Consider the following 15,828-nt stretch of genomic DNA (forward strand, 5'->3'; position numbering starts at 1 on the left):
CCGGGTGTGACAACGCTTCTCGCTCATGGGGCAATCCGCTACACTGCACAGCGGAAGAATTTTCATGCCAACGGGCTATCAAGAGGCTGTCATGTACCAGGATTTAATCCGTAACGAACTGAACGAAGCTGCTGAAACTCTGAACAATTTCCTCAGCGATGAGGCCAACCTGGCCGCCATCCAGCAGGCGGCGGTGCTGCTGGCAGACGCCTTCAAGGCGGGCGGTAAGGTGCTCTCCTGCGGTAACGGCGGTTCCCACTGTGACGCCATGCACTTCGCCGAGGAACTCACCGGCCGTTACCGCGAAAACCGCCCCGGCTACCCGGCGATCGCCATCTCTGACGTCAGCCACCTCTCCTGTGTCAGCAATGATTTCGGCTATGAATTCGTGTTCTCACGCTTTATTGAAGCGGTCGGCCAGCGCGGTGACGTGCTGCTCGGCATCTCCACCTCCGGCAATTCCGGCAATGTGATCAAGGCGATTTCCGCAGCGCGTGCCAAAGGCATGAAAGTGATCACCCTGACCGGCAAAGATGGCGGCCAGATGGACGGCAGCGCGGACGTTGAGATCCGGGTGCCGCACTTCGGCTATGCTGATCGTATTCAGGAGATTCACATCAAGGTGATCCACATCCTGATCATGCTGATTGAAAAAGAGATGAGCAGCCACTGAGTGGCGCTGCCGCGGTTGTCAGGGGAGGAGACAGGCAATGTGTGAACTGCTCGGGATGAGCGCCAATGTACCAACCGATATCTGCTTCAGCTTTACCGGGCTGGTACAGCGCGGCGGCGGTACCGGCCCGCATAAAGATGGCTGGGGTATTACTTTTTATGAGGGGCTGGGCTGCCGCACCTTTAAAGATCCGCACCCCAGTTTTAACTCCCCGATTGCCCGGCTGGTGCAGGAGTACCCGATCAAATCCTGCGCCGTGGTGTCGCATATCCGCCAGGCCAACCGCGGTGAAGTGGCGCTGGAAAACACCCACCCCTTTACCCGCGAGCTCTGGGGCCGTAACTGGACGTATGCCCACAATGGCCAGTTGAAAGGCTACCGCCGGCTGGAGACCGGGCCGATGCGCCCGATCGGGCAGACGGACAGCGAATATGCCTTCTGTTGGCTGCTGAACCAGCTGACGCAGCGCTACCCGCGCACGCCCGGTAACTGGCCGGCGGTGTTCCGCTTTATTGCGTCACTGGCCGATCAACTGCGGGAGAAGGGGGTGTTCAATATGCTGTTGTCAGATGGGCGGTTTGTGATGGCGTACTGCTCCACCAATTTGCACTGGATCACCCGCCGTGCGCCGTTCGGCAAAGCCACATTGCTGGACAGGGATGTAGAGATCGATTTTCAGCAGCAGACCACACCCAATGATGTGGTCTCGGTGATTGCCACCCAGCCGCTGACCGGCAACGAAACCTGGCACAAGATTGCGCCAGGTGAGTTCGCCTTATTTCGTTTCGGTGAACGCATACTCTGAAATGTTCTGCGTACCAATAATGGCCGGGTTAAACACATACTGGCCATTCGCGACGGTGACCGTCGGCGGCAGGTGTTTCTCGCTGAAGTAGCGGTAGCCCGGTTGCAGGCCGCGCCAGAACGTATAGTAGGACGACATGCGGTGGCGCTGGAGGTTGGCGTCTGTCATGCGGAACGGATAGATGGCGATGTCCACCTTCACCTGCCCGTTACGCAGCGCCGCATCGACATAGGTGAAGATCTCATCCATATACGCGTTGGTCATCGCATAACAGCCGATGGACTTGCAATCCCCGTGAATCATCAGGTAGTTACCGGAATAACCCTGCGCGCGGTCATAGGCGTTTGGGTAGCCGATGTTGATGGCGCGGTAGAAGCGGCTGTTGGGTTTCAGGTGGCGGAGATCCACACTGTAGAACCCTTCCGGGCTTTTGAAATCCCCTTCACGCCGTTTCGGGCCAAGGCCGCCGGAGAAGTTGCAGATGCGGTACGCACCCAGCAAGCGGAACTCATTCCCCATCTTGCCGTATAACTCTAAGGTGCGTTCTTCTTTGAAGATCTGAATATAGATCGGAGTACCCAATAATTGCTGTTTAATATTTTGGGTAACTGTCACCTGCTCACTGGCGGAGCTGGTGGTGGATACCCAAGGCAAACAGAGAAACATCGCAAGCATCAGCGCGATTTTGCCCATTATCATTCCTGCTTATTATAAAAAACTGTCGTTGCCTGCGGGCGAGCGCCCCGGCGTATGCCTTTACCGCCCCGGTGCGGGGCTGACTCATAGTAAAGCTGATTAATTATTTAGCAATGGGGGGAAAATGATATTTTTTGGAAGCTATATCGCCGATTAAGAAAAAAGACGGGGCAGGCGCGCCGCCGTCTTCCGGGTGAGGCAGTAAAAAGCGGGGGGATTAACGGGCAGCGGAGGCGAATTGCGACGGCGCATCCACCAGCACGCCATCCGCGCCGAGGTCAGCGGCCTGCTGCAACGCCTGCGGGCTGTTCACGCCAAACAACACAATGTGCGCCTTGCCGCGGCTGCGGAAACACTCCATGGCTTCCTTGTCCCAGACTAACGTGGCGGCAGACCGCGCCTCGCCCAGGGTATATTTCTCCACCACCTCCACCTTGCGTTGCAGCTCCAGCCCATACCAGCGGTCGGCGGCTGACGCCTCCAGCGTACACTGGTGCGCCATGGTGATGTTCGCAAGCGCGGTGCGCGTCAGGTCACGGCTTTCAAAACGCGGCACCTCCGGCGGCAGGGCAGCCAGATAGCGGCTGTCGGTGCTGTAAACCCGGCTGCGCGACAGGCTCTGTGTCTCCTGCAGCACCTTCGCCAGCGCGGCGGCCATCACCTCCGGTGCGGCGTCAGGGCTTTTGATGTCGAGGTAAAAGACCACCTGCGGGTGGCGCGTTAATACGTCGGCCAGGGTGGGAATGCCCACCTGTTTGCCGCGCCACGGGTGCCGGCCGCCTTTGGCGAACGCCCAGCCGGCGTCGGTTTTTGCCAGAGCGGCCGCCGTATACGCGGAGACCGCGCCTTTCAGCGGCGTCAGCGCGCTTAAGTCTGACGGGCGGTAGAGCACCGGCACGCCGTCTTTGCTGAGCTGCACGGTGACCCAGACGGCATCCGCGCCGTTTTTCAGGGCCAGATCGATGGCCGGCAGGGTGTTTTCCGGCGCGTCACCGGTGCCGCCGCGGTGGGCGATAATCTGCGGGGCGGCCCACACCGGGGCGCTGCCGAGCAACAGCGAGGCTGCCATCACGAACGTTTTGCTGATTGACATCATTTCATCCTTAAAAGCGCAAAGGGAAAAGCGTACCGCTGTTGAGTAGCACGGCAGGTGGCCCGCGAAAAGTAATCTTTGCTAAATAACATATTCATTTTCAGTGACATATCCATGACAGCGCGCGGCTTGAGCCAACGCCGCTTCCGCCTGTATACTTATACAGGTGCGGGAGGCCGGGGCCGGGGGAGATGGTGCGCAAAATCATACATGTCGATATGGACTGCTTTTACGCGGCGGTGGAGATGCGTGATGACCCGCGCCTGCGCGACATCCCGATCGCCATCGGCGGCAGCTCCGACCGGCGCGGGGTGATCAGCACCGCCAACTACCCGGCGCGTAAATATGGCGTGCGCAGCGCCATGTCCACGGCGATGGCGCTGAAACTCTGCCCGCAGCTGAAAGTGATCCCCGGCCGGATGGCGGCCTATAAAGAAGCCTCGCTTTACATCCGTGACATTTTCGCCCGCTACACGCCGCTGATTGAGCCGCTGTCGCTGGATGAAGCCTATCTGGATGTTTCCGACACCCCGCAGTGCAGCGGCTCGGCCACGCTGATCGCCCGTGAAATCCGCCAGGCGATCTGGGACGAGCTGCAACTCACCGCCTCGGCCGGGGTCGCGCCGGTGAAATTCCTGGCGAAAATCGCCTCTGACCTCAACAAACCCAACGGCCAGTTTGTGATCCCGCCCAGCGGCGTGGCGGCATTTTTGCAGGATCTGCCGCTGAGCAAAATCCCCGGCGTCGGCAAGGTCACGGCGGCGAAGCTGGAGGAGCTGGGGTTGCTGACCTGCGCCGATGTGCAGCGGTACGATCTGGCCGACCTGCTCAAGCGCTTCGGCAAGTTTGGCCATGCCATCTGGGAGCGCAGCCACGGCATCGATGAGCGGGAGGTTTCCGCTGACCGGCTGCGTAAATCGGTGGGCGTGGAGACCACGCTGGTGAATGACATCAGTGAATGGGACGACTGCGCGGCGCTGATTACCGACCGGCTCTACCCGGAGCTGGAGGCGCGGCTGCGGCGGGTGCGGCCGGATTTGCAGATTGCGCGGCAGGGGGTGAAGCTGAAATTCCAGGATTTCCAGCAGACCACCCAGGAGCACGTCTGGCCGGAGCTGAACCTGCCGGATCTGCTGGCGGTGGCGCACCAGGCGTGGGATCAGCGGCGGGCCGGGCGCAGTGTACGGCTGGTGGGGCTGCATGTGACGCTGCTCGACCCGCAACTGGAGCGCCAGCTGCTGTTGCCGTGGGATTAACGGGTTGCCGTGGGATTAGGCCATGCAGGCCAATAAAAAAGCGACGCCGGGGCGTCGCTTTTTGCTGGGGTAAAAACGGGATTACGCCTTCTCAGGGATCGCTTTCAGCAGCGCGGTGAGCAGCTGCCAGTAGAGGCCGACGCTCTCAATGTGCACCTGCTCGTCCGGGGAGTGCGGGCCGGTGATGGTCGGCCCGATGGAGACCATGTCCATCTCCGGGTACGGCTTTTTGAACAGGCCGCATTCCAGCCCGGCGTGGATCACCATGATGTTCGGGGTTTTGCCGAACAGCGACTGGTAGGTTTCACGCACCAGGCCCATCACCGGGGAGTGCGGGTCCGGCTGCCAGCCCGGGTAGCCGCCTTTCGGCGTGGTGGTGGCGTTCGCCAGCTGGCCGAGGGCGGTCAGCATCTCGACCACGTAATCTTTGCCGCTGTCGATCAACGAGCGGATCAGGCAGTTAATGTTTGCCTCGTCCGCCGTCATGGTGACCACACCGACGTTCAGCGAGGTTTCCACCACGCCCGGCACCGCGTCACTCATGCGGATCACGCCGTTTGGCATCGCGTTCAGCAGCGCCAGCAGGCGATCCTGGCAGGCGTTGGTCAGCGCCAGTGCGCTGGTTTCGGCCGGGGTGATCAGCACCGCCAGCTTCTTCTCTTTTGCCGCCAGTTCGTTTTGCAGCGTGGACTGGTAGTCATCCACCAGCGTTTTCAGCGCATCGACGTTGGCCGCCGGTACCGCCAGCGTGGCCGAGGCTTCACGTGGGATGGCGTTGCGCAGGGTGCCGCCGTTCAGGTCCAGCACGCGCAGGCCGAGGGTGGCGGCGTGTTCAAACAGGAAGCGCACCAGCAGCTTGTTGGCGTTGCCGAGGCCGTGGTGGATGTCTGCGCCGGAGTGGCCGCCTTTCAGGCCTTTCACCACCAGCGTCAGCGTGGTGTAGCCACCGGCCAGCGTTTCGCGCTGCAACGGCAGGGTGGTGGAGACGTCGATACCGCCCGCACAGCCCATGTAGATCTCACCCTCTTCCTCAGAGTCGGTGTTGATGAGGATTTCACCCTGCAACCAGTTCGGCTGAAGACCGAATGCACCGTCCATGCCGGTCTCTTCGGTCATGGTCAGCAGCACTTCCAGCGGGCCGTGCGCCACGCTCTCATCAGCCAGCACCGCCAGCGCCGACGCCATGCCGATGCCGTTGTCCGCGCCCAGCGTGGTGCCGCGCGCTTTTACCCACTCGCCGTCAACATAAGGCTGGATCGGGTCTTTGGTGAAGTCATGCACGGTGTCATTGTTTTTCTGCGGCACCATGTCGAGGTGCGCCTGGAGCACCACCGGCTTGCGGTTTTCCATGCCCGGCTTGGCCGGTTTGCGCAGCAGAATATTGCCGACCTGATCGCGCTCAGCGTGGATTCCTTTCTCAGCGGCCCAGGCCATGATGTGTTGGGCCAGCGCTTCCTCATGGAAAGAGGGGTGCGGAATCGAGCAGATCTTGGCGAAAATGTCCCACAACGGCTGTGGCGAGAGTTGCGACAGTTCAGACACAATGAGTCTCCTGTAGCAGCATCTCCGGCCCGGCAGCGGCCCAGGGTAACGCACTGGCCGCTGCGGAAAAGGTGGGATGCTGCAAATGGTTAGGTGGATAATGCGCCGCCAGGAGCCCCTGGCGTGAACCTGAGAGAATATCACTTTCTCCCGCAGGGTGCGCGTGGCGGGCCGGGAAAAAAGGGGCCGCTTTCGCCGATTGTTACTGGTTTTTATCCGGCCGGCTCTCTATAATCTCGCGCAACCTTTTCCCCCCTGAATACTTTTAAGCCAATTTATAGCTGGCTGGGACACGATTTTATGAGCGAAAAATACGTCGTTACTTGGGACATGTTGCAAATGCAGGCCCGCAAACTGGCACACCGCCTGCTTCCGGCCGACCAATGGCAGGGCATCATCGCGGTGAGCCGCGGCGGCCTGGTGCCGGCGGCGCTGCTGGCGCGTGAACTGGGTATCCGCCATGTTGATACCGTGTGCATCTCCAGCTACGACCACGACAACCAGCGCGACCTGAAAGTGCTCAAGCGCGCAGAAGGCGACGGTGAAGGCTTCATCGTCATCGACGATCTGGTCGATACCGGCGGCACCGCCCGCGCGATCCGTGAGATGTACCCGAAAGCGCACTTCGTCACCATCTTCGCCAAACCGGCCGGTCAGCCGCTGGTGGATGACTACGTGGTCGACATCCCGCAGGATACCTGGATCGAACAGCCATGGGACATGGCCGTGACTTTCGTAGCGCCGATCGGCGGCCGCTAAGCCCCGTCAGTGATACGCTCCGCGCCCGGCTTTCGCCGGGCGCGCTGTTTCTGCCGTTACACCAATATTGACCCAGCCCGCTCTCTCCCCCACGTTATTTGGTACACTCACACGATAATGTCCGGCCGCATCCGCGCCCGCCCACTGCATCATGGAGGCTGTACATGTCCCAAGCCAATCTGTCGGAAATCCTGTTCAAACCGCGCTTCAAACACCCGGAAACCTCCACGCTGGTCAAGCGTGCGCACCATCACCCGACGCTGGCCACCGAGTCCGCCCTGGAAGGGCAGGCGACTCACCACTGGTACCGGATGATCAACCGCTTGATGTGGATCTGGCGCGGCGTGGACGCGCTGGAGATGCAGGAGGTGCTGGCGCGCATCGCTGCCTCGCCTGCCGAACGCACCGACGAGGCGCTGCTCGACACCGTGGTCGGTTACCGCAACGGCAACTGGATCTATGAGTGGTCGCATCAGGCGATGCTGTGGCAGCAGAAGGCGCTGGAGAGCACCGACCCGGCAGCGCGCGGCGAATACTGGCTGATGGCCGCCAACCTCTACAGCATCGCGGCTTACCCGCACCTGAAAGGGGATGAGCTGGCCGACCAGGCGGAAGTGCTGTCGAACCGCGCCTACGAAGAGGCGTCACAGCATTTGCCCTATCAGCTGAAAGAGATTGAGTTCCCGATCCCCGGCGGTGCGCCCATCAGCGGTTTTCTGCATATGCCGCACGAGGGCAAAGCGCCGTACCCCACGGTGCTGATCTGCGGCGGGCTGGACATGATGCAGAGCGACCACTACCGCCTGTTCCGTGACTATTTCGCCCCGCGCGGCATGGCGATGCTGACCATCGACATGCCCTCCATCGGCTTCTCCTCACGCTGGAAACTCACGCAGGACACCAGCTTCCTGCACCAGCAGGTGCTGGCGCAGCTCACCACCGTGCCATGGGTAGACCACACCCGCGTGTCGCTGCTCGGCTTCCGCTTCGGCGCCAATGTGGCGGTGCGGCTGGCCTACCTGGAGCCGAAGCGGCTGCGCGCCGTGGCCTGCCTCGGCCCGATTGTGCACAACCTGATGTGCAACAGCGCCGCGCAGGAGTCAGTGCCGGACATGTACATGGACGTGCTGGCCAGCCGCCTCGGCATGAGCACCGCCTCTGACGCCGCGCTGCGGGTGGAGCTGAACCGCTACTCGCTGAAAACCCAGGGGCTGCTCGGCCGCCGCTGCCCGACGCCGATGTTCTCCGGCTACTGGCCGAATGAGCCGTTCAGCCCGAAAGAGGAGTCACGGCTGATCGTCTCCTCCTCCAGCGACGGCAAACTGCTGGAGATCGGCAAAAAGCCGGTTTATCGCGGTTTCCATCAGGCGATGGAGGAGATGAGCACGTGGCTGAAAGGTAAAATGCGTTAATAGAGTTGCTATTTTTTATCGGTTTGTTAAAAAGGATCGTTGCCATAAGGAGGTAAAAAATGACATTACCAAGCGGACATCCTAAGAGCCGGTTAATGAAGCGTTTCGCGGCATTGGGGCCTTATCTGCGGGAAGGAAAGTGCCAGAACGATCAGTTCTTTTTTGATTGCCTGGCCGTGTGTGTCAACGTCAAACCTGCGCCTGAGAAACGTGAGTTCTGGGGCTGGTGGATTGAACTCCAGGCCGAGGCCACGCGGTTTACCTACGTTTACCAGTTTGGCCTGTTTGACAAAGAGGGCGTCTGGAAAGCCCAGAAGATTAAAGACCCCGAAGTGCAGGAGAAACTGGAAACCACATTACGCGATTTCCACCACCGCCTGGCCGCCATGCTGAACGAGATGGAACTGCCGCTGGCCCCTGCCGATGACTTTGCTGACGAACCGGTAAAACTCAGCGCCTGACGCTGCCCGCCCCCGGGCGCTTTCCCCCTGATTTCCTTTAATTTCGCGCCGTGCCTGTTGGCATGGCGCGTCTCTCCTGTTACAAAGATCGCTGTGACGGTCTTCTCAGACTCCTCTATCCTTTCCCTTTTCAGACGCAACGGCAGACTAATTATGAGTGGCAGCCAGACTTTGGTTGTAAAACTGGGCACCAGCGTGCTCACCGGCGGATCGCGCCGCCTGAACCGTGCCCACATTGTGGAGCTGGTGCGCCAGTGCGCTCAGCAACACGCGGCGGGTCACCGCATCATCATTGTCACTTCCGGGGCGATTGCCGCCGGGCGCGAGCACCTGGGCTACCCTGAGCTTCCCGCCACCATCGCCTCCAAGCAGCTGCTGGCGGCGGTCGGGCAGAGCCGCCTGATCCAGCTGTGGGAGCAGCTGTTCTCGATTTATGGCATCCACGTCGGGCAGATGCTGCTGACCCGTGCGGATCTAGAAGACAGAGAGCGTTTCCTCAACGCCCGTGACACGATGCGCGCCCTGCTGGACAACCACATCGTGCCGGTGATCAACGAGAACGACGCGGTCGCCACCGCCGAGATCAAAGTCGGCGATAACGACAACCTTTCGGCGCTGGCGGCGATCCTCGGCGGGGCTGACAAGCTGCTGCTGTTGACCGACCAGCCGGGGCTGTTCACCGCTGACCCGCGCAAGAACCCGGAAGCGGAGCTGATCCGCGAAGTCACCGGCATCGATGACGCGCTGCGCGGCATCGCCGGCGACAGCGTCTCCGGCCTCGGCACCGGCGGCATGGCCACCAAACTCCAGGCCGCAGACGTCGCCTGCCGCGCGGGCATCGACGTGATCATCGCCGCCGGCAGCCGCCCGGACGTGATCGGTGACGTGATCAGCGGCACCTCCGTCGGCACCCGCTTCCATGCGCTGGAGACGCCGCTGGAGAATCGTAAACGCTGGATCTTCGGCGCGCCGCCGGCCGGTGAGGTCACCATTGATGACGGCGCGGCCGCCGCGATGCTGGAGCGCGGCAGTTCGCTGCTGCCGAAGGGCATTAAGGAAGTCAAAGGGGACTTCTCGCGCGGCGAGGTGATCCGCATCCGCAACCTGGCCGGGCGCGATCTGGCCCACGGCGTCACCCGCTATAATAGTGATGCGATGCGCATGATCGCCGGGTATCACTCACAACAGATCAACGATATCCTCGGTTATGAGTACGGTCCGGTGGCTGTCCACCGCGACGATATGATTGTCAGTTAAGGAGCTGCCATGCTGGATTCTATGGGTAAGGCCGCGAAACAGGCCTCTTACCAGTTGTCCGTGTTGAGCACGGCGAAAAAAAACCAGGCGCTGTTGGTGATTGCCGACATGCTGGAAGCCGAGAGCGAGATTATCCTCAGCGCCAACGAACAGGATGTGGCCGCCGCACGCGCGGCCGGGATGAGCGAGGCGCTGCTCGATCGCCTGCTGCTGACCCCGGCGCGGCTGGCGGCGATCGCCACTGACGTGCGTCAGGTCAGTAAATTGCACGACCCGGTCGGCCATGTGATTGACGGCAGCCTGCTGGATAACGGCCTGAAGCTGGAGCGCCGCCGGGTGCCGCTGGGCGTGATTGGCGTGATTTACGAGGCGCGCCCGAACGTGACCATTGATGTCGCGACCTTGTGCCTGAAGACCGGCAACGCGGTGATTCTGCGCGGCGGCAAAGAGACGCACCTCACCAACCAGGCGACGGTGAGCGTGATCCAGCGCGCGCTGGAGCGCTGCGGCCTGCCGGGCGCGGCAGTGCAGGCGATTGAGAACCCCGATCGCGCGCTGGTGAACGAGCTGCTGCGCCTCGACCGCTACGTCGACATGCTGATCCCTCGCGGCGGCGCGTCGCTGCACAAGCTGTGCCGCGAGCACTCGACCATTCCTGTTATCACCGGCGGCATCGGCGTGTGCCATATGTTTGCCGATGAGAGCATCGACTTCGACAAAGCGCTGACGGTGATTGAGAGCGCCAAGGTGCAGCGCCCCAGCGCCTGCAACAGCCTGGAGACGCTGCTGGTGCACCGCGCGATTGCCGGGACCTTCCTGCCGGCGCTGAGCCGCCAAATGGCCGGGGCGGGCGTGACACTGCACGCCTCCGAAGACGCGCTGCCGCTGTTGCAAGACGGCCCGGCGCAGGTAGTGCCGGTGGAGCCGCAGGATTACGAGGATGAGTGGCTGTCGAACGACCTGAACGTCACGCTGGTGGATGACCTTGACGCAGCGGTGGAGCACATCCGCACCTACGGCACCGCGCACTCTGACGCGATCCTGACGCGTTCGCTGACCAACGCCGAACGCTTCGTGCGTGAAGTGGACTCCTCGGCGGTCTACGTGAACGCCAGCACCCGCTTCACCGACGGCGGCCAGTTCGGCCTTGGCGCGGAAGTGGCGGTCAGCACCCAGAAGCTGCATGCCCGCGGCCCGATGGGCCTGGAAGCGCTCACCACCTACAAATGGATCGGCTACGGCGATGATTTAGTCCGCGCCTGACCCTCACCCCCGCACCTGGCGTGCGGGGGATTTTTGCCTGACACCTCGCCACTTTCATTCAGCTTATCAATGGTAAAACAGCAATCCAAAAGCCTGACAGGGCAGGGCGCTGATAAAACCAGCAGACGGCCAAACGCCTCTTGACTTGCCGTGCAGATTTCAATAATTTGTCACCCCGTAGTTCCCCGGCAGTTCCCTCCCAAGCCGATATAGCTCAGTTGGTAGAGCAGCGCATTCGTAATGCGAAGGTCGTAGGTTCGACTCCTATTATCGGCACCATTTTTTGTAAAATCAGTAAGTTACTTTTGCGGCGTTTTTGTTTTTCCAGGCGTATGGAGCGAAATTCTGGCAAAGCAGATTTGTCAGCAATGCGTTAACACGCCCACCTGTCACTATATTGCTTGTTTCACGAGATAGCCCCAGCGGATAAAGAACTTTTTATAAGAACCTGATTTATAAAAATTAACGCTTCGCTCAACGTCAATTGAGAACTTAGTTGTTGCCAGCTTTGTGCCAAATTGAACTCTGGCAAAAAGCCAAAATATCCTATAAAAAAAATACCAGTCACCTTACGTGACTGGTATCAGGCAATATGCCTCCCTTTAACAGGGGCTATCGTGATTTTTGACGGGTAACCCTTATTGATAATAGCCTTGTTAATTAAAGCGCTTTCAGGCTTTCGGCAATCACTTCTTTATAAGAAACCGTTGGACGACCCAATAATTGGCTCAATGCGTGATTTTCATCATACAACGCCCCCTTGCTGGCACCCATATCGGAATCGGCCAGAACATCAGCCAGGCCATCCGGCAAACCTGCCTTTTTCAGTGCTGTAGCAAAATCAGCTTGTGGCAGGTTAACGTAATTCACTTCTTTACCTGACTGACGGGCTATTTCTGCCGCAAATTCGTTCAGGGTGTAGCTATCATCACCGGCCAGTTCGTAAACTTTGCCTTCCTGATTATCCATCAGCAGCACTGCCGCTGCGGCAAACGCATAATCAATACGCGGTGCAGAGGAGATACGACCCTCGCCAGCAGATCCAATAAAGGCGTTATGTGCCAGAGCGGGAGCGATACTCGCCGCATAGTTTTCGGTATACCAGCCGTTACGCAATAGCACGTAAGGCAACCCTGATGATCTCAAAGCAGCCTCGGTATCGCGATGCTCACGGGCCAGCAACAGCGGGGAGTTTTCAAGATTCAGCAAACTGGTATAAGCAACCAGTTTCACACCAGCCTCTTTGGCTGCGTCAATCACGGCCTGATGCTGCGCACTACGTTGACCGACTTCACTTGAAGAGATAAGCAGAAGTTTATCCACACCCGAAAAAGCGGTTTTTAATGTCTCGGGCTTGCTGTAATCCGCTTCGCGAACCGTTATGCCCAACTCTTTAAGATCTTGTGCTTTAGCCGGATTACGTACTGCGGCGACGATTTCACTTGCTGAAACTTTCTTTAACAGCGCTTCGATAACCAGACGACCCAACTGACCTGTTGCACCCGTTACTGCGATCATAGCGTTCTCCATTTACAAATATTGGCCTACTGAAGGATAAGCATGCTTAGAAGCATAGTTTCTAATTCATGGACTGAACGCACTATAAAACATATACTAACTAAAGATAAGTACTAACAAATTAGTAAGTGTGAAGTTTTTTTGGAGAATATGATGTCAGAAAAAATTAACAAGGAAGAACAAGCAATTAGGCCTGGAAAGCTGTTAGATGTTAATTGCCCCTCACGCGAGATTCTTCAGCATATTTCCAGCCGGTGGGGCATTTTAATCCTTATTGCTCTTGACAAAGACACCATGCGCTTTAGTGAATTGAAAAGAAAAATCAACGGCATAAGCGAAAGAATGCTTGCACAGACTTTGCAAACTTTCGAAAAGGACGGCTTTATCAATCGAAAAATGCTGCCTGTTATACCACCGCATACAGAATATTCATTGACCCCAATGGGACTGGAGCTTTATCAACGCGTGATACAGCTCAGCGACTGGATTGAGATAAATTTGTTACGCATTCTGCCATCTGAAGGCACGGTTGAGTCTGGGCAAAAGAAGGAGGACCGTTAAGCTTTAAATTTAAGGAGAAATGACCATAGTATATGCATCACCGCAAACTCCTTATTTCTTATAAAGCTACCCCAATGGGCATAGTTAGCGCCGGGCACTTACGACCGGGTACGGCTGACCATCTTTGTGGTCAGCCAAGCGGTGCTGCGAGTGCGCAACCGCAGGCAAGCTACGGGGGCGTTTCCATAGATAATGAAGAAGAAATAGCTTGATTTAACATGGTAATTGCTATTATTCCCGCCGTTGCGGCCTTGGCACATCTATTACATGGCATACGCTGTGTTTCAATGGTGGCTCAGGCGGGGCAGCCTTCGGGCTGGTATTCCTATCCCCGTCTGGGCTACCACCCAAGAGCGTAGGAACTCCGGCCTCGGAGCTGGCGGAACAGTGCAGGGCGCTGGCGCACGCCATGTTGCAGGTGAGTGAGCCGTGGGTGAGGGCGTCGTTAGGCTTTGTACTATGAGAGCGCATTAACGCCCTGCGGGAAACGCTGGACGCGGTGTAACCGCATAAAACAGGGCGGCCTCTGGTCGCCCTTGCTGCATGGCGTCGGCGCGGCGTTCCACTTTACGCGACAGAGTAAGCCGGGAAAGGGCGCTACCGCCTGCTGAGGGGAAGTGCCAGTATCCGACCTGGTGGTGCCGGAGGCTGCACGGGCCTTAACGCCGCACCCATCTCACTCACAACGGTAACAGAGGATGCATGCATGACCTTTCGCAACGGCCTTACTTCGCTTCTTCGCCCTGAAGACTCCGTACTGGTGCTGATTGATCACCAGCCTTACCAACTCACCAATCTGAACAGCCACGATCCCCACCTGGTGGTCAACAACGCCACCGCTCTGGCGAAAGCCGCCAACGTCTTTGGGGTGCCGGCCATTCTGACCAGCGTGATTGCTGAACGCGGCGGCCTTATTTTTCCGCAAATCACGGACGTTTTCCCCGATCAGGAGGTGATAGATCGCACCTTCATCAACACCTGGGAAGATCCCAGGGTGGTGGAAGTGGTCAAGGCGACCGGCCGCAAACAGCTGATCATCGCCGGGCTGTGGACTGAAATCTGTGTCGCGATGCCCGCCATCCAGGCCGCCGGGGAGGGCTGGGATGTCACCGTCATCACCGATGCATCGGGTGCGGTGTCAGTCGAGGCGCATCAGGTAGCGATACAGCGCATGATCGCCGCCGGGGTTAATATGATGACCTGGCTGGCGCTGGCGGCGGAGTGGCAGCGTGACTGGGCCAGGGCGGAGAGTGCCGCAGAGCTGAATAAGGTGATCATTCAGCACGCAGCGGGCAGCGGCATTGCCTACTTATGGGAGCAGCAACTGCTCAACACCCCGGCACCGGCCAACGCACGCTGACAGCACAGAGGTCGGTGATGCAACACCGGCCTCATTTTCCTCGGCATAATCCCGCCCGGAACACCCTATCTTCGCTGGCAATAACGCTTAAAAAATGGACACCCCTGTCACGGCTGGTAATAATGGAGGCCGGTGGTTCCGCGCACCAGCCATGCCGCAACAGGGGGGAAGACCGTGTGGACATTGAGGATCTGCTTACCTTTGTAGAAGTCGCGGATGCGGGCGGGATCTCGCCTGCGGCACGCAGGCTTAATGTCTCTAAATCCATCGTCAGCCGACGGCTTGCCCGGCTTGAAACGGAGCTGGGCATCCAGCTGCTGGCCCGCACCACCCGGGGTGCCGCGCTCACGGAAGCAGGAAGCACGTTTCGGGATCATGCCGCCAGAGCGTGCGCCGAGATTGAAGCGGCAAGAGAAACCCTTCAGCCAGACGGCGAGCTTTGTGGCCGTTTACGGGTGGCCGCCTCACTCTCTTTCGGCCCTGCGCACTTCGCCCCCGTGCTGGCGAAAATGGCGCTGGACCATCCGCGGCTCCATATTCATCTCTCCTTTAGCGACCGGTTTGTGGATCTCATTGCCGAAGGGTTTGATTGTGCGATCCGGGTGGGTTACCTGCCGGATTCCACCCTGATGGCAAGGCGCGTCGGGCCGATTTACGGAAAACTCGTGGCAAGCCCGGGCTACATCAAGGCGCACGGCGCGCCTGAGCACCCCAGCGAGCTGGTGAACCATCATGCGCTGATGCAGGGAACGGAAGCCTGGCAATTTATGGATGGCGGGAAGATCGTGACGGTAAACCCGCAGGGGCGTTTCAAAGCTGACAACGCGACCGCCCTGGCCGCCGCCGCCATAGAGGGGCTCGGCATCGCCTGGCTCCCCGATGGCGTAACCCGCCCCCATGTAGCCTCGGGCGCACTGGTGCCGATAATGACCTGCTACCCACCGCCCTCAGCCGGCGTCTATGTCGTCCGCCCGCCGGGTCAGCACCCCTCGCGAAAAGTCAGGGTGCTCACTGAGATGCTGATCGCGTGTTTTAAGGATTATGAGTAGGGGATGCCAGAAGCAGGCGTACATGATATCGCGCCATTATTTACAAATAGCAGATTGAGTGCTGAAGGATGGCCCAGTCGGCCGGTACAAATTATAGTGATTAATTAGGCCGTGTGAAAAGCA

At 59.1% G+C, this 15,828-nt stretch carries 15 protein-coding genes and 1 tRNA gene; 12 read left to right on the forward strand and 4 right to left on the reverse strand.

The window, feature by feature from the left end:
- Window positions 1-91 precede the first annotated feature (91 nt).
- Both lpcA and CYR55_RS18475 read left to right on the forward strand, forming a co-directional pair.
- Complete coding sequence (lpcA, locus tag CYR55_RS18470) at window positions 92-673, forward strand: D-sedoheptulose 7-phosphate isomerase (RefSeq protein WP_072926752.1); 582 nt, start codon at window positions 92-94, stop codon at window positions 671-673.
- Between the two features lie 37 nt (window positions 674-710).
- Window positions 711-1,478 (forward strand): class II glutamine amidotransferase, encoded by a 768-nt coding sequence (locus CYR55_RS18475; protein ID WP_101817835.1) that lies wholly within the window; start codon window positions 711-713, stop codon window positions 1,476-1,478.
- On the opposite strand, the gene dpaA is transcribed toward CYR55_RS18475, so the two are convergent.
- Both dpaA and CYR55_RS18485 read right to left on the reverse strand, forming a co-directional pair.
- Window positions 1,449-2,171, reverse strand: coding sequence for a peptidoglycan meso-diaminopimelic acid protein amidase (dpaA, locus tag CYR55_RS18480; protein WP_101817836.1), 723 nt, complete (start codon window positions 2,169-2,171; stop codon window positions 1,449-1,451). The genes CYR55_RS18475 and dpaA overlap by 30 nt on opposite strands.
- A gap of 220 nt (window positions 2,172-2,391) precedes the next feature.
- Entirely contained in the window at window positions 2,392-3,267 is an 876-nt protein-coding gene (locus tag CYR55_RS18485; protein ID WP_101817837.1) for a glycerophosphodiester phosphodiesterase family protein, read from the reverse strand.
- Between the two features lie 194 nt (window positions 3,268-3,461).
- Between CYR55_RS18485 and dinB the strand changes: the two genes are divergently transcribed.
- Complete coding sequence (gene dinB, locus CYR55_RS18490) at window positions 3,462-4,523, forward strand: DNA polymerase IV (RefSeq protein WP_101817887.1); 1,062 nt, start codon at window positions 3,462-3,464, stop codon at window positions 4,521-4,523.
- A gap of 81 nt (window positions 4,524-4,604) precedes the next feature.
- Here the strand turns inward: dinB and pepD are convergent, their stop codons facing one another.
- Complete coding sequence (pepD, locus tag CYR55_RS18495; protein WP_101817838.1) at window positions 4,605-6,065, reverse strand: beta-Ala-His dipeptidase; 1,461 nt, start codon at window positions 6,063-6,065, stop codon at window positions 4,605-4,607.
- Between the two features lie 300 nt (window positions 6,066-6,365).
- Between pepD and gpt the strand changes: the two genes are divergently transcribed.
- The 6 genes from gpt (at window position 6,366) to CYR55_RS18525 (ending at window position 11,496) form a co-directional block, all read left to right on the forward strand.
- On the forward strand, window positions 6,366-6,824 hold the full coding sequence (gene gpt, locus CYR55_RS18500; RefSeq protein ID WP_101817839.1) for a xanthine phosphoribosyltransferase: 459 nt from the start codon (window positions 6,366-6,368) through the stop codon (window positions 6,822-6,824).
- Window positions 6,825-6,988: 164 nt separating this feature from the next.
- The gene (gene frsA / locus CYR55_RS18505) at window positions 6,989-8,236 is read left to right on the forward strand and encodes an esterase FrsA (RefSeq protein WP_101817840.1); all 1,248 of its coding nucleotides are present in this window, start codon (window positions 6,989-6,991) and stop codon (window positions 8,234-8,236) included.
- A gap of 59 nt (window positions 8,237-8,295) precedes the next feature.
- A complete protein-coding gene (crl, locus tag CYR55_RS18510; protein WP_101817841.1) occupies window positions 8,296-8,697 on the forward strand; it encodes a sigma factor-binding protein Crl in 402 nt (133 codons plus the stop codon).
- A gap of 153 nt (window positions 8,698-8,850) precedes the next feature.
- The gene (gene proB / locus CYR55_RS18515) at window positions 8,851-9,954 is read left to right on the forward strand and encodes a glutamate 5-kinase (RefSeq protein WP_101817842.1); all 1,104 of its coding nucleotides are present in this window, start codon (window positions 8,851-8,853) and stop codon (window positions 9,952-9,954) included.
- Between the two features lie 9 nt (window positions 9,955-9,963).
- Window positions 9,964-11,217: a glutamate-5-semialdehyde dehydrogenase gene (proA, locus tag CYR55_RS18520; RefSeq protein ID WP_101817843.1), complete on the forward strand. Its 1,254-nt coding sequence runs from the start codon at window positions 9,964-9,966 to the stop codon at window positions 11,215-11,217.
- A 203-nt stretch (window positions 11,218-11,420) separates the two neighbouring features.
- Window positions 11,421-11,496: transfer RNA gene (locus tag CYR55_RS18525), tRNA-Thr, on the forward strand.
- 381 nt (window positions 11,497-11,877) lie between these two features.
- Here the strand turns inward: CYR55_RS18525 and CYR55_RS18530 are convergent.
- Complete coding sequence (locus tag CYR55_RS18530) at window positions 11,878-12,735, reverse strand: SDR family oxidoreductase (RefSeq protein ID WP_101817844.1); 858 nt, start codon at window positions 12,733-12,735, stop codon at window positions 11,878-11,880.
- Window positions 12,736-12,888: 153 nt separating this feature from the next.
- Here CYR55_RS18530 and CYR55_RS18535 point away from each other — a divergent pair, with 153 nt between their 5' ends.
- From CYR55_RS18535 to CYR55_RS18550, 3 genes are all read left to right on the forward strand, one after another.
- Window positions 12,889-13,296 carry a winged helix-turn-helix transcriptional regulator gene (locus tag CYR55_RS18535; RefSeq protein ID WP_101817888.1) on the forward strand — a complete coding sequence of 136 codons (408 nt, stop codon included), beginning with the start codon at window positions 12,889-12,891 and terminating at the stop codon, window positions 13,294-13,296.
- 706 nt (window positions 13,297-14,002) lie between these two features.
- The gene (locus CYR55_RS18545; protein WP_101817845.1) at window positions 14,003-14,656 is read left to right on the forward strand and encodes a hydrolase; all 654 of its coding nucleotides are present in this window, start codon (window positions 14,003-14,005) and stop codon (window positions 14,654-14,656) included.
- Window positions 14,657-14,832: 176 nt separating this feature from the next.
- Window positions 14,833-15,705: a LysR family transcriptional regulator gene (locus CYR55_RS18550; RefSeq protein ID WP_101817889.1), complete on the forward strand. Its 873-nt coding sequence runs from the start codon at window positions 14,833-14,835 to the stop codon at window positions 15,703-15,705.
- Window positions 15,706-15,828 lie beyond the last annotated feature (123 nt).

The sequence above is a fragment of the Chimaeribacter californicus genome (genome assembly GCF_002858675.1).
GTDB lineage: Bacteria > Pseudomonadota > Gammaproteobacteria > Enterobacterales > Enterobacteriaceae > Chimaeribacter > Chimaeribacter californicus.